General features: G+C 67.6%; 10 protein-coding genes and 1 tRNA gene. 2 read left to right on the top strand and 9 right to left on the bottom strand.

Annotation, left to right across the window (positions count from 1 at the left end):
• Positions 1–23 precede the first annotated feature (23 nt).
• From ACL9RL_RS06815 to ACL9RL_RS06785, 7 genes are all read right to left on the bottom strand, one after another.
• Complete coding sequence (locus tag ACL9RL_RS06815) at positions 24–1,739, bottom strand: MDR family MFS transporter (protein WP_422779457.1); 1,716 nt, start codon at positions 1,737–1,739, stop codon at positions 24–26.
• Entirely contained in the window at positions 1,736–2,395 is a 660-nt protein-coding gene (locus tag ACL9RL_RS06810; protein WP_422779456.1) for a TetR/AcrR family transcriptional regulator, read from the bottom strand. Before ACL9RL_RS06810 ends, ACL9RL_RS06815 begins: the two co-directional genes overlap by 4 nt.
• A gap of 314 nt (positions 2,396–2,709) precedes the next feature.
• Positions 2,710–2,783, bottom strand: a tRNA-Met gene (locus ACL9RL_RS06805).
• Positions 2,784–2,993: 210 nt separating this feature from the next.
• Positions 2,994–4,028, bottom strand: coding sequence for a zinc-dependent alcohol dehydrogenase family protein (locus tag ACL9RL_RS06800; protein ID WP_422779455.1), 1,035 nt, complete (start codon positions 4,026–4,028; stop codon positions 2,994–2,996).
• A gap of 51 nt (positions 4,029–4,079) precedes the next feature.
• Positions 4,080–5,096 carry a class I SAM-dependent methyltransferase gene (locus ACL9RL_RS06795; RefSeq protein WP_422779454.1) on the bottom strand — a complete coding sequence of 339 codons (1,017 nt, stop codon included), beginning with the start codon at positions 5,094–5,096 and terminating at the stop codon, positions 4,080–4,082.
• Between the two features lie 111 nt (positions 5,097–5,207).
• Complete coding sequence (locus tag ACL9RL_RS06790) at positions 5,208–8,129, bottom strand: UPF0182 family protein (protein ID WP_422779453.1); 2,922 nt, start codon at positions 8,127–8,129, stop codon at positions 5,208–5,210.
• Positions 8,130–8,266: 137 nt separating this feature from the next.
• Positions 8,267–9,412, bottom strand: coding sequence for a YlbL family protein (locus ACL9RL_RS06785; protein WP_422779452.1), 1,146 nt, complete (start codon positions 9,410–9,412; stop codon positions 8,267–8,269).
• A gap of 121 nt (positions 9,413–9,533) precedes the next feature.
• On the opposite strand from ACL9RL_RS06785, the gene ACL9RL_RS06780 reads away from it, so the two are divergent.
• Positions 9,534–10,961, top strand: coding sequence for a zinc-dependent metalloprotease (locus ACL9RL_RS06780; protein WP_422779451.1), 1,428 nt, complete (start codon positions 9,534–9,536; stop codon positions 10,959–10,961).
• Between the two features lie 84 nt (positions 10,962–11,045).
• On the top strand, positions 11,046–11,951 hold the full coding sequence (locus tag ACL9RL_RS06775) for a TOMM precursor leader peptide-binding protein (protein WP_422779450.1): 906 nt from the start codon (positions 11,046–11,048) through the stop codon (positions 11,949–11,951).
• Here ACL9RL_RS06775 and ACL9RL_RS06770 read toward each other — a convergent pair.
• Together ACL9RL_RS06770 and nudC are read right to left on the bottom strand one after the other, a co-directional pair.
• On the bottom strand, positions 11,839–13,563 hold the full coding sequence (locus ACL9RL_RS06770) for an ATP-dependent helicase (protein ID WP_422779449.1): 1,725 nt from the start codon (positions 13,561–13,563) through the stop codon (positions 11,839–11,841). The two genes, ACL9RL_RS06775 and ACL9RL_RS06770, sit on opposite strands and share 113 nt — an antisense overlap.
• The gene (gene nudC, locus ACL9RL_RS06765) at positions 13,560–14,504 is read right to left on the bottom strand and encodes an NAD(+) diphosphatase (protein WP_422779448.1); all 945 of its coding nucleotides are present in this window, start codon (positions 14,502–14,504) and stop codon (positions 13,560–13,562) included. Before nudC ends, ACL9RL_RS06770 begins: the two co-directional genes overlap by 4 nt.
• Positions 14,505–14,550: the final 46 nt, after the last annotated feature.

Here is a 14,550-nt window from a genome sequence, read left to right as displayed (position 1 = left end):
ACCGGCTGACGCTGCCGAGTCGGCTAGGCCTGCCGACCACCGGAACCGACACCGTCGGCGAGCCGGTCATCGACGATCTCGTCATCGACGGCCGCAGCCAGCACCTCGTCGGTCGTGTCGGCGGCGACCGGCGCGAGCACCGTCGAGACACCGTCGATGTCGAGCGACTCCGGCAGGGCGTCACGCTCGATCGTGGTCGCCAACGGCTTCTCCTGCACGAACAGCAGCAGGATGACGGCGATGACCACAAGCGGGACCATGTACAGGAACACGGGCGTCAGGGCGTCGTTGTAGCTGGAGATCACGATGTCGCGAACCGGCTTCGGCAGCGCACGGACCGCCGCAGGAGTGAAGGAGTTCGTGTCGGCCCCCGCCCCACCGGCCGCAGCCGGGAGACGCGTTCCGAGGAGGTCGGTGAGCTTCGCGACGAACAGGCTGCCGACGATCGCGGAGCCGAGCGAGGCACCGATCTGACGGAAGTAGTTGTTCGAAGCTGTCGCCGTGCCGACCTGGGACACGGGGAACGAGTTCTGCACGATCAGGATGAGGATCTGCATGCTCATGCCGAGGCCGAGGCCCATCACGGCGAGGAAGGTGCAGAGGATCCAGATCGGCAGCTCAGGCGTCATCGTGGACAGCAGCACGAGCGCGACGGCCACAATGGTCGTGCCGACGATCGGCATCCACTTGTAGCGGCCCGTCTTGGAGACCAGCTGACCGGTGACGATTGAACTGATGAGCAGCGCGGCCATCATCGGGATCATCAGGAAGCCGGCCTCGGTCGCGTTGACCCCGGTCACCATCTGCAGGTACGTCGGCAGGTAGGCGAGGGCGCCGAACATCGCGATGCCGGTGATGAGACCGGCGATCGTCGTCAGGTTGAAGTTGCGATCGCGGAACAGCGTGAGCGGCATGATCGGCTCTGCCGCCGTCCGCTCCACCAGGACGAACGCAACGGCTGCGACGATCGTCGCCGCGATGAGCGCGATGATCGTGATCGAGTCCCAGGCGTAGGTGCTGCCGCCCCAGGTGGTGACGAGGACGAGACCGGTCGATGCGAGCGCGAGCAGGCCCATGCCGGCGAAGTCGAGCTTCGGACGGTCGTGCTCTACCTTCGGCAGACGGAGGAAGAACGCGGCCGATGCGATCGCCAGGATGCCGAGCGGGATGTTCATCCAGAACGCCCAACGCCAGCCGATGCCCTCGGTGAACCAGCCGCCGAGGAGCGGACCGGCGACGGAGGACAGCGCGAACACACCGCCCATGATGCCCATGTACCGACCGCGCTCACGGGCGGGGACCACGTCGGCGATGATCGCCTGCGAGAGGATCATGAGTCCTCCGCCACCGAGCCCCTGGATGGCGCGGCCGATGATGAGCCAGGTCATGTCCTGAGCCATGCCACCGACGATCGAACCGACGATGAAGAGCGAGATCGCGCCGATGAACAGACCCTTGCGACCGATGAGGTCACCGAGCTTGCCGTACACGGGCAGCATGATCGTGGACGCAAGGATGTAGGCCGTTGTGACCCACAGCATGTGGTCGACGCCGTTCAGCTCGCCGACGATGGTCGGGAGCGCCGTGGAGAAGATCGTCTGGTCGAGCGATGCGAGCAGCATCGTCACCATGAGGCCTGCGAAGATCAGCAGGATGTGACGTTTTGAGCCGTTTGCAGCGCGTGCAGGCTCACTGGATGCGGGTGCCGTGGCTACGGCACCCGTGGAGGTGTTGGTCATCGAAGTCTTTCGCTTGTTGATCTGACGAGTGCGATGGTTCGCTGCTCGAATCGGTGGGAGTCGTCTGAGCCGTCGTCCACGAGCCACTCCCTCGCCACAACACGCATGGCGCTGAAGCAGAACCCGAGGATCACTTCGGCTGTCGCTCGATCGATCTCCGGGAGGCCGGGGGTCGGTGCGCGGCGCGCGAGGAGTTCGTACGCGGCCGTGATCAGCTGTTCGTTCACCCGGTTCATCTGGGCGAGCTGGCGGCTGATGAGTTGTGGGTACCGCTGCAGGATCTCCACTCGGTTCCGGTGGGCGGCCGTGTCACTGATGGCCGGACCGAACACGGCGAAGAGGAGTCCGACGACGGCTTCGATCGGATCGGCACCGTCGTATTTCGCGGAGTGTTCGCACAGCAGCTCGTCATCGATCTCGATCGGCTGGGTGCCGAGGATCGCGTCTTCCTTGCTGTCGAAGTAGTTGAAGAAGGTGCGGGACGAGACGCCGGCCCGATCACTGATCGCGTCGATCGTCGCATTCTCGATGCCGTCGTCGAGCGCGAGACGCACGGCGGCCTCTTCGAGTCTCCGCCTCGTCTCGATGCGCTTGCGGTCACGGAGACCGAGTTCGCCCGTCGCCTGGCTGGCGTCGTCTGGGCAGGTGGTTGACATGCGTCAATTATTGCAGTCTTCGCATTTTTGCACAAATGCATTTTTGCACGAATGCAGCTTTTTCTCAGCCTGGCGCCGCTGCTCCAGAGAAGGACATCCGCGCGGCAGAAGGACGCTTCCGCGCAAAACGTCCTTCTGTCGCGCGTTTCGCCTTCTGCGAGGCGGTGCGGGACGGCGGCGTTGCGCCACAGTGACGACAGAGCGATGCGACGGCACTCATGGCATGGCGCTCTTGGCGCGGGACGGCACTCACCGCACGATGCTGCACAACGAAAAAATCCCGCCCCTCGAAAGGGACGGGATTTTCTCTTCTGTTGCAGGGGCAGGATTTGAACCTACGACCTCTGGGTTATGAGCCCAGCGAGCTACCGAACTGCTCCACCCTGCGTCACAAGAGAAAGACTATCACGCAGGTTCGAAGCACGCGAATCGAGCGCCCCCAACCGTTCACCTCGGGCGTGTCGCCATCGAGCACAACTCCTTCAATTCGACCGTCGGATTCTGCACAACCCCGGATTTCCGGGGTTGTCGCACGGCAGGCGTCGCGATGTGAAGGAGTTGTGCTCGACCGGAGCCACGGGTGGAGGTGAATCGGCGGTTACAGGATGGCGATGGCCTTGATGGCGCGACGCTCGTCCATGGCGCGATAGCCCTCGGGGATTCCGGCCAGATCGGTCGTGAAGTCGAACACGGGACCCGGATCGACGACGCCGGCCAGCACGTCCGCGAGCAACTCCGGCAGGTAGGCGCGCGCCGGCGCCACTCCCCCGCGCAGCCCGATGTTGCGGTCGAACATGTCACGGATCGGCAACTCGACACCGTGCGGGACGCCGACGAATCCGACGGTCGACCCCGGTCGCGCGATGGCGAACGCCGTCGACATCGCCTGCCCGGTGCCGACGCACTCCAGCGCGGCGTCCACGCCGACGCCGCCGGTCAGTTCGAGGACCTCCGCCACGCCTTCGTCACCGCGGGCCGCCACGATGTGCGTGGCGCCGAACTCCCGCGCCACCGCCTGCCGTTCCGGGTGGCGGCTGAGCGCGATGATCCGCGATGCGCCGAGCCGCTTCGCTGCGAGCACCCCAGACAGTCCGACGGCGCCGTCCCCGACGACGGCAACGGTGGATCCGGCGACGACGCCGGCGGAGACCGCGGCGTGATGTCCCGTCCCGAACACGTCCGACAGCGCGAGGAGCGACGGCAGACGATCGTCGGACGGACGGCCACCCGGCACGACGACGAGCGTCGCGTCGGCGAACGGCACCCGCACGAATTCGCCCTGCCCGCCGTCGTTGCCGCCTGCACCCCAGATCCCGCCGTGCGCGCAGACGCTCGTCATCCCGACGGCGCAGTCCGGGCACGTCCCGTCGTTGTAGGTGAACGGCGCGATGACGAAGTCGCCGACGGAGAGCGATGAGACACTCGTACCCACCTGCTCGACCGTTCCGATGAACTCGTGGCCGATGGGGCTCCCCGCGTGGCGGGGCGTCTCACCGCGGTACGGCCAGAGGTCGCTCCCGCAGACACACGTCGCCGCGACGCGGACGATGACGTCGGTGTCGTCGACGAGGACCGGGTCTGGCCGCTCGGCGAGTTCGACGTCGTACGCCGCGTTGAATCGGATGGCTTTCATCGGGTGTCTCCCTGGGTCGTGCGAGCGCGGCGGATCACCGCGGCTCGACCATCATGCCCCTTTGACCGCCACGATCGACAGCGCCAACGGCAACCACCTGGCATCGTCGGCCCAACCCCACATGCCCTCACCGACCGGCACGAGCGATCCGAACATCTTCCACGGCACCTCGTAGTGCTCCCGCAACGCGTCGACCGCAAGACCGGTGTCCCGGAGCGCTCCGAAGGTCTCGGAGACGGGGTGCATCCACTCCCAGGTCGTCGCGTTCTCGAGCGCAGCGTCAGGATCCGCGTAGTCGCTCGGATCGGTGATCACGTCAGGCGCCTGATTGCCGTAGGGATAGGCGAACTCCGGCAGCTCGACCGACGTCTCGACACCGGTGGCCGTCTCGGTGCGTTCGACGGATCCTCCCTCGAACACGTACGCGCTCGGGTGCCCGTCGGCGAAGTACAACCGGCCGCCCGGCTTGAGGTACCACTCGATGATGCGGGCCCACTCCGCGACGTCCGGCAACCACCCGATGGTCCCCCACGTGACGTAGACGAGGTCGAAGGACTCCGGTTCGGGGAGGATGTGCCTCGCGTCGTAGACGTTCGCCTCGATGAAGCGCGCCCGATGCGACAGGTCCAGTTCCTTGGCGAGCGTCCTGGCCTGCACGACCGCCTCGTGCGAGAAGTCGATGCCGACGACGGTCGCCCCGCGTTGCGCGAGCACAAGCGTGTCGGCGCCGAAGTGGCACTGGAGGTGCAGGATGCGCACGCCGTCCAGCTGTCCGGCGAGGCCTGCGCCATCGCCGCCGCCATCGCCGCCACCATCATCGTCGCGGTCCGCGCCGCCCGATCCGCCCATCGGGAACAGCTCCGCGAGTTCCGCTTCCTCGATCCGGTTGAGCCGACCGCGACCGGCGCGCAACGCCGTCAGGTCGTAGGTGTCGCTTCCGAGGTGCACGGAGACGCGTTCGTCCCAGTTGGCGCGGTTGCGGTCGAGCCACTCGCCCTCGTGGCGGTCGATCGCGTCGGATCCCGGGCCGGACCGGGTGTGCGGGGCCGTGGCCCGTTCGTCTGACATGGCGTCGTTCCTTCGTGTCTGGTCCCGTCGACCGTGTCGGTGCGGGGATACGACGACGGTCGCACCCGAATCGAGTGCGACCGTCATCCGATCATTCGTGGCTCGGTGGCGTCAACCGTTGATGAGCGCCAGAGCCGAGGCGAGAGCCGAGTTGAGCTTCGTGTCGGCTGCGCCGTACGCCGCCCAGTCGCCGCTCTTCATCGCCGCGTCCTTGTCGAGCATGGCCTGCTTCGCGTCGTTGAGCAACGAGCGGAGCTCAGCATCCTTGGTCGGGTCGCCCGTGGTCGGCGTGGTCGATCCACCCGTCCCGTTGTCGGTCCCCGTGCCGGTGCCAGGGGTCGAGCCCGCATCGCCAGGCACGTTGCCGTCGCCGGCGCTCGCACCGGAGTCGCCGCCGAAGAGGACGTCGAGCGCCTCGTCGAGGGTGTTCTCGAACGCGATCTTGTCACCGAACGCGACCAGGACCTTCTGCAGCAGCGGGAACGCCGTGTCACCCGTGGACTGGACGTACACCGGCTGGACGTAGAGCAGACCGCCACCGACCGGCAGGGTCAGCAGGTTGCCGTTCAGCACGTCCGTCTGGCCCTGCTTCAGGATGTTGATCTGGCTGGAGACGCTCGGGTCGGAGTTGAACGCGTTCTGCACCTGACCAGGGCCGGGCACGGTGTCGTCCTTCGGCAGCGTCAGGAGTCTGAGCTTGCCGTACTCGTCGCTGCGCTTCCCGGCTTCTGAGCCGGCATTGGCATCGACCGCGAGATAGCCGGTCAACACGTTGCGCGACTTGTCACCGCCCTGGCGAGGGATGTACGTGGAGTACAGGGAGAACGACGGGGCAGCCTGACCGGGCAGCTGCATGGTCAGGTAGTACGGCGGCTGGAACTTCTTCTCCGTCGCCGTGGACTGCGGGTCGTTCGGCGTGACCCACGCGTCCTCGCTCGAGTAGAACGAGCCGGCGTTCGTCACGTGGTACTGGCCGAGGATGGCCCGCTGCACCTTGAACAGGTCGGCCGGGTAACGGACGTGGCTCATGAGCTGTCCGGACATGGCCGACATGGGCTTCACCGTGGAGGGGAAGATCTTCTGCCAGGTCTTCAGGATGGGGTCGTGGTCGTCCCAGCTGTAGAGCGTGACCTTGCCGTCGTACGCGTCGACCGTCGCCTTGACGGAGTTGCGCATGTAGTTGACGTCGTCGAGCGCGTAGTTCTGCACTGGCGTGACCGAGTCGGAGATCGTGTCGGACAGGCTCACGGTCTTCGAGTACGGGTAGTCGGCGCTCGTGGTGTAGCCGTCGACGATCCACACGATCCGTCCGTCGACGACCGACGGGTATGGCGCGGAGTCGAGCGTCAGGTACGGGGCGACCTTCTCGACGCGGGTCAGCGGGTCGCGGTCGTAGAGGATCTGCGATTTGTCGTTGACCGAGTCGGACAGGAAGATCTGCTCGGACTGGAACTTGAGCGCGTAGACGAGCTTCTTGAACACGTTGTCGAGCTTCGGTCCGCCGTCGCCGTCGAACGTCGTGTAGGTCTGCGACTCGCCCTGCGTGCCGGACGGGTAGTCCAGCTCGACGGGCTTCGTGCCCTTCGGAGCTCCGACGATGGAGTACTTCGGCGACTGCTCACCGAAGTAGACCCGGGGCTCGAAGGTGCCGAGCGCGCCGGAGGTCGGGATGCCGGACTCGAAGAAGACCGGCTCGCCGGAGGCCGAGCGCTGGTTGCCGTAGGCGGCGACGAGGCCGTACCCGTGGGTGTACACGACCGTGTTGTTGACCCACGACTGCGAGCTGCCGAGGCCGGCGACGTTCAGTTCGCGGACCGCGACGACGGCGTCCTGCGTCTTGCCGTCGATCTCGTAGCGGTCGACGGAGAGCTGCTTGTTGAACGAGTAGAACTGCTTGAACTGCTCGAGCTGCGCAACCGAGTCGCTGACGAGCGCCGGGTCGATGATGCGGATGTTCGCGGTGGTCTCCGCGTCCTTCCGGAGCGCTCCGGGGGCCGCGGTCGTGGTGGCGTTGTACTCCTCTTCCTGCACACCGGAGAGACCGTACGCGTCACGCGTCATGTCGATGTTGCGCTGGATGTATTGCGTTTCGAGGCTCTTGGCGTTCGGCTCGACCTGGAACCGCTGCACGATCCACGGGTAGAGGCTGCCGACGAGGAGCGACGCGACGATGAGGAGCGCGGTTCCGATGAGCGGGAGGCGCCAGCGACCGGTGAAGGCCGTGATGATGAAGAGCACTGCGACGAGGAGCGCGATGCCGGCGAGGATCACTCGACCGGGGATCGTGGCGTTGACGTCCGTGTACGAGGCGCCCGTGATGAGCGTCCCGGTGTCGGTCAGCGTCGTGTATTGGTCGAGCCAGAGGCTCACGCCCTGCAGCAGCAGGTAGAGCGCAGCCATGATCGAGATCTGGACGCGTGCGGCCATCGAGATCCACACTTCGCGGCTGACGACGCGGATGCCGCCGTACAGGTAGGCGACGACGACGGTGGCGATGAGGCCGATCAGGATGACGGCGGAGGCGAAGGCGACGACGGCCCGGAAGAACGGGAGGTCGAAGAGGTAGAACGACACGTCGAGGTGGAACTGCGGGTCCTTCTCACCGGAGGGGACGCCGTTCAGCCACAGGAGCGCGAGCTGCCAGCGCGATGCGGCCGCGACGCCGCCGAACAGGCCGAACAGCGCCGGGATGCCGTAGGTGGCGAGGCGGCGGAGCGGCTCGACGACCTGCTGGTAGCGGTCCACCTGCGAGCTGAGCTTCGCGTAGACCGGTCGGAGCCGGTAGGCGATCTCGATGGCGCCCCACACGGGGAGAGCCATGCCCAGGAACCCGATGAGGAACATCGAGATGGCGGCGATCCACTGCGTCGTGAGCACGCCTGTGTAGCCGAGCTGGTCGAACCAGAGGAAATCGGAGTAGAACCCTGCGAAGACGAAGAACGCGATGAGCAACGCTGCGATGATGGCAACGGTGATCGCGATTGGGGCGCGTCTGCGCGGCGTGGACAGGGGCTTCTCTGCTGCGGATGTCACGTAAGGCCTCTTCAGTTAGCGGTCGTCTGTCCATCCTAGGTCGAGTGGGCTGAGAGAGCGCCGAACAGCTTGTGCGCCCCCTTCCCCGTCCAAGGCGTCGCTGCTACCCTTGCCGCCGGTTCGCGGCGATCGAGCGGTCAGTTGGCCTCACAGGTGGGCAGTTTGCTCGTGTCAGCGTGGTCCGCGATCGCCTTCAACGCGGTGAGGGAGTCGGTGAGCGTCCCGACCGCGAACACCTTGAGGCCGGACGGGATATGCCCGACGACCTCGTTGCAGTTCGAGGCCGGGGCGAGGAACCAGTCGGCTCCGGCAGCCTTCGCGCCGTACAGCTTCTGGCGGATGCCGCCGATCGCGCCGACGGTCCCCTTCGCGTCGATCGTGCCGGTGCCCGCGATGTGCTCGCCGCCGGTCAGCTCCCCTGGCGTGAGCTTGTCGATCATGCCGAGTGCGAACATCATGCCGGCGCTCGGGCCCCCGACGTTGTCGAGCTGGATGGAGATGTCGATCGGGAAGTCGTAGTTGATGGCGGTCCCGATGCCGAGGATGGCGCTCGTGGTCCCGTCGGACGCCGTCGCCGTCGTCGGGGTGACCTCGACGGTCTGGGCCGTCTTGTCACGCACGATGTCGATCGAGGCCGCCTTGTCGGTGCCGTTGGCCTTGATGGCGTTGCGCAGGTCGTCGAGGCCGGTGACGGTCGTCCCGTTGACTGAGACGATCTCGTCCTTCTCCTTGAGCGTGCCTTCGGCTGGCGACCCCTTCGCGACCTGGGCGACGGCGACGTGCTCCGGCACCGTGTATCCGAGCTGGCGGAGCGCTGCGGCGACGGAGTCCTGCTGCGAGTCGACCATCAGCGCCGCGTTCTGCTGGTCGCGCTGCTCGCTCGTGACGCCAGGCGGGAAGTAGACGTCCATGGGGACGACGGCCCGGCTGGAGTCGAACCACGCCGACACCACGTCCAACCAGCCGGGGCTGCGCTGCGGGCTGCCGACGATCTGCACCGTCAGCATGTCGAGCGCACCACTCGTCTTGTACGTCTCCGCGTCGTGCACCTCGATGAGCGGGACCTTCTTGTCGTCCTTGTTGTCGACCGTGCCGAGCACGTTGAAGACCGGCCCCGGCTGTTCGATGACATACGGCGCAGGCACGACGGCGAGGACGCCGAGGACGACGAGCGAGAGGACGAGTGCGATCCAACCGAATCGACCCCGTCGACGACGGGGTCGGGAGGTGGGCGATGTTGCCGACAACTGAGGGTTCTGGGCATCGTCGGCAAAGAGCGACATGCGTTCCTTTCGGGACTGTTCGCGGTGGGCTGAAACCCGACCAACCATACCCCGGCCAATGTCCAGCGAGGTGCGACTAGCGTAGACAGAGCAGCTAGGAGCTATCTGAGAGGCGGCTGACGTGCCAGACGAACCCGACAAGAGTCCGGAGGACGAGTTCCGCGACATGCTGCGTGAACTGATGTCCGGGAACGGCTCCTTCGACGCGAGCCAATTGGCCGGCGCAGCCGGTCTGCCCAGCGACCCGGCGAGCCTCGCAGCGCTGATGGCGCAGCTCCAGGGCGCCATCCAGTCCGGCGACGGCGGCATCAACTGGGACCTCGCCCTCCAGCAGGCGAAAACGATCTCAGCGGACGGAGCGGAGGACACCTCCCCCGCCCGCCGCGAGCAGCTCGAGCAGGCGTTCCACATCGCATCGCTGTGGCTTGCAGACGTGACTTACGTCGCGGAGCTGTCGAGCGAACCGCAGCTGTTCACCCGCTCCCGCTGGGCGACGAAGACCATGCCGGTCTGGACGCAGCTCGCCGAGCCGGTCGCGACGAGCATCGCGAACGCCCTCACCGACGTCCTGAGCGAACGCGCTCCGGAAGAACTGCGCGGCATGATCGCCAACGCCGGCGCGCTTGTGCGCGGGGTCGGCGGAACGCTCTTCGCGCTCCAGCTCGGCCAGGTCGTCGGACAGCTCGCCCGTGAGGTCGTCTCCGGCGGCGACGTCGGCATCCCGCTCCTCGACGAGAACGAAGCGGCCCTCGTGCCGCAGAACGTCGCAGAGTTCGGCGACGGCCTCGACATCTCGGACGACCAGATCCAGATCTACCTCGCCGTGCGCGAATTGGCGCACGCGCGTCTGTTCCGCCACGCGAAGTGGTTGCGTCTGCACCTCATCTCCTCCATCACGGAGTTCGCGCGCGGCATCCGCATCGACACCGACCGGCTGGAAGAGCTCGCGGAGAGCTTCGACCCGTCGAACCCGGAAGAGCTGCGCGACGCGATGGTGAGCGGTTCACTCATCCCGCCCCGCACGGAGTCGCAGGAGGCAAGCCTCGCCCGCCTCGAAACGACCCTCGCACTCATCGAGGGCTGGGTCGACGTCGTGACCGCCGCTGCGACAGTCCGGTTGCCGAAGTCCGCCGCCATCGCCGAGACCGTCCGCCGCCGGCGCGCCGCAGGCGGCCCGGCCGAGCAGGCCCTCGGAGCCCTCGTCGGCCTCGAACTCCGGCCGCGCCGTCTCCGTGAGGCAGCCGCCATGTGGCAGCAGGTCAGCGATGCGGTCGGCCCGGAGCAGCGTGACACCCTCTGGTCCCACCCCGATCTCGTCCCGACGGGCGAGGACGTCGACGACCCGCAGGCGCTCGTTGCGCGGATGGAAGCCGTGTCACGCGGTGAGCAGCCCGTGCAGGACGAGATGGACCTCGCCCTCGAGGACCTCTTGCGCGGCGCGAGCTCCGGAGCCGACGATGCTGCCACGGGCGGCGGAGACGAAACCGGAACCGACCAGGCCGGCGAGCGCCGCCCGGACGAGAACGGCACCGACGGCCCTCCCGTCTGATCCAACCAACCCGTCTGAGTCTCGATCGCTCCCGCCTGTGGACAACTTCCACGGGGCAGGGGGCGATCAGGCCATGATCGGGTGATGTTGCTGCAGATCTCCCCCAACACCCCCGTCGTGTGGCGTACGCCGCGAAGCCTGCAGTTCGGCGTCGACGAGGCGATCGTGGTCCTCGACGACGTCGACACGGACACCGAACGCATCGTCGCCGCACTGCAACGCGGCGTCGACAGCCGATATGCGGATCGCCTCGCGACGGTTGTCGGGGCGCCGGAGCAGACGGTGCGGTCTCTCGTCGATGCGCTGGGACCCGTCATCGAACGTCGGCCGTCGGCCGGGGAGCGACCGACGCCGCCAGAACGGCACGGGCAGCACGGGCACCCCGAACAGGCAGAGCGAGCAGGACGGCTCGACCGACCGTTGCGGGTGGCCGTCGACGGCGACGGGCCGACCGCCGGCCGTCTCCGCACCCTGCTCGCGCCGCACGCCGACATCGTGCCCGTCGGCAGCGCGGTCGTGGATCTCGCGGTCGTCTGCGCGCACTACGTCATCCACCCGCAGCGGTACGCCAGATGGCTGCGCGACGACGTCCGTCATCTCCCGGTGGTCTTCGGCGACCGCTTCGCGCGCATCGGCCCGCTCGTCGTCCCAGGCATCGGACCATGCCTCTATTGCCTCGATCAGGCGAGAACCGACGCCGATCCCGCGTGGCCGGCCATCGCCTCGCAGCTCCTGACCCGCGAGTCGCCGATCGAGCGTCCGCTGCTGAGCGCGGAGTGCGCGACGAGGACCGCGCGGCTCGTACTGGCCCCGGCTGCGATCACAACAGGAGCCGAACACGAGCGTCAGATCCTGATCGATGCCACGAGCGGCGAGGTCACGCGCCTCGTCGTCCGGCCACACCCCCGGTGCGCATGCCGATCTCTGCCAGGAACCGCGACGGGTCCCGACGCCCGCCCCGAGACTGCGCCTCTGACCAGGACAGGCTGAGGCGCTCCCTGGCCCTCGTGATCCCGACGTAGAGGAGCCGGCGCTCCTCGTCCGCCTGGTCGAAGGTCTTCGCGTAGGTGATCGGCAGATACCCCTCTGACAGTCCGATGAGGTGCACTGCGTCCCATTCGAGGCCCTTGGCGGAGTGCAAGGTTGCGAGGGTCACGGCGGCGACGGTCGGCTCGTGCTGCGCGGCCTGGCGGATGAGCAGTTCGTCCGTGAACGCGCGGAACGTGGTGTCCGGCGCCGCCTGATCGACGAGACCCATGATCGCGTTGAGCGACTCCCAGCGATCACGGACCGCGCCGCCGGACTCTGGCGGATCCTGGCTCCACCCGAGGGAGCGCAGCACGTCGCTGACCGACTTGAAGAGCGGTTCACCGCTGATCGAGACGGAGGCCGCCCGGAGCTGCATGAGCGCCTGACGCACCTCGGGCAGCTCGAAGAACCGCTTCGAGCCGTGCATCACGTACGGGATGCCGGCCTCGGTGAACGCCGTCTCGAGCGCTGCGGCCTGCACGTTGATGCGGTACAGGACCGCGATCTCGGAGTGGGCGACGCCGGCGGCGAGCTGATCGAGGATGAGCGATGCGACCCCGCGGGCCTCGGAGAGCTCGTTCGGGTACGAGCGGAGCTCGACCGTGCGTTCGTCGACCGCCGCAGCCGTGCTTTCCTCTGATCGAACGGGCGTGAGCTGCAATGCGCCAGGGCGCCCGCGCATCAGGGCGTTCGCCGCTCCGACGACGGGGGCCGTCGAGCGGTAGTTGCGTTCGAGGCGCACGACGGTGGCGTCGCTGTATCGGTTCGGGAAGTCCAGCAGGTAGTCGGCACGGGCACCGGCGAAGGAGTAGATGGTCTGGCTGGCGTCACCGACGACGCACACGTCGCGTCGGCCGCCCAACCAGAGTTCGAGGAGGCGGTGCTGCAGCGGCGAGACGTCCTGGAACTCGTCGACGACGAAGAACCGGTACTGCTCGTGCACCTGCATCGCGACCGACGGCTCGGCCTCGATCATGCCGGCGCACGCGAGCAGGACGTCTTCGAAGTCGATGCGCCTCCGCTCGTCCTTCAGCTGCTCGTAGGCCTCCTGGAGCTCGATGAGCTGGCCGATCTCCAGTTGTTGCACCGCCGGACGCCCGGCGGCCGCGTACTGGTCGAGGGTCAGACCGGAGACCTTCCGCCACTCGATCTCCGCCGCGACGTCCCGCAGGGTAGCCGTGTCGACCCGCAGCTTGAGCCGTTCCGCGGCATGACCGAGCACACGCCCCTTGCTCTCGATGAGTCCGGGGACCTGCCCGCCGACCACCTGCGGCCAGAAGTAGTTGAGTTGGGACAGCGCCGACGCGTGGAACGTCCTCGCGGAGACGCCCTCCGCCCCGAGCGCACGCAGCCGACCGCGGAGTTCCGCCGCCGAGCGGTTCGTGAACGTCAACGCCATGACCCGCGACGCCGTGTACGTGCCGGTTGCGACTCCGTACGCGATGCGGTGCGTAATGGCGCGGGTCTTGCCGGTTCCCGCGCCGGCCAGCATGCACACCGGGCCGCGCAGGGCCTCGGCCGCAACGGCCTGATCCGGATCGAGTCCGGCCAGGAGTTCAGCCGGAGTGGTCATCGGTCCCAGGTTCCGGAGCGCCAGTCGTCGATGACCGCCCGTGCGATGGACGATGGGCCGGGCAGGATGACACCGCTGCTCGGGTCGTCGAGCTCGTCCTTGGTGAACCAGCGCAGGTCGAGGATCTCCTCGCCGTCCGGGACGAGCGCTTCCGGGTCCTGCTCCTCGCTCAGCTGCGCGACGAAGCCCAGCATGAGCGAGCGCGGGAACGGCCACGGCTGCGAACCGAGGTACACCGGTGACGTGACCCGCATGCCGGACTCCTCGAAGACCTCGCGCACGACCGCCTGTTCGAGCGACTCCCCCGCATCCACGTACCCGGCGAGGAGGGAGAACCGGTTGTGCTCCCACATCGCGTTCGAACCGAGCAGGAGTCGCCCACGACGGTCGACGACCGCGACGATGACCGCCGGGTCCATCCGCGGGAACAGGTCGCTGTTGTCCACCGGACAGTGCCTGGCCCAGCCGGCGTTCCGGATGCTCGTCCGGGCGCCGCACTTGGGGCAGAAGCGCTCTGCACGGTGCCAGTTCGCGATGGCGAGCGCCGTGGCGAAGACGCCGACGTCGCGATCCGGCAGGAGGTGGCCGCTGCGGCGAAGATCTGCCCACCGTTCGTCGCTCGGCTCGCCGAACACCGCTGCGGCGTCCTCCGGTGCGATCTGCCACAGCAGGATGCCGGTGCCTGCTGGTTGTCCCGGCTCGTCGGTGACCGTGCGCCCCAGATACACGAGGAGCTCCGGCTCCGGCAGACCGCGGGTCGGCACGAGGTCGAGGGCCCCGTCGACCACAAGCGCCTTGCGATCACTCAGCACGAGCGCGCGGACGCTCGGATCCGCACGCAGCTCGGCGAGGAGCTCCGGGCGTGCACGGGCATCGCCGTCGCGATCGAGTCCACCCCTCGCCAGGGGAAGGCCGGCGAGTGCGCGAACCTGAATCGTCATGGACAACCTCTCCGAGGGCGTGGCGAGCCGAGACTCGCGGGACCGG

It is taken from the genome of Plantibacter sp. Mn2098, from assembly GCF_049319745.1.
In the GTDB taxonomy this organism is placed as follows: Bacteria; Actinomycetota; Actinomycetes; order Actinomycetales; family Microbacteriaceae; genus Plantibacter.
The sequence above is the reverse complement of the archived record's forward strand: the minus strand, read 5'-3'. Positions and strand labels throughout refer to the sequence as shown.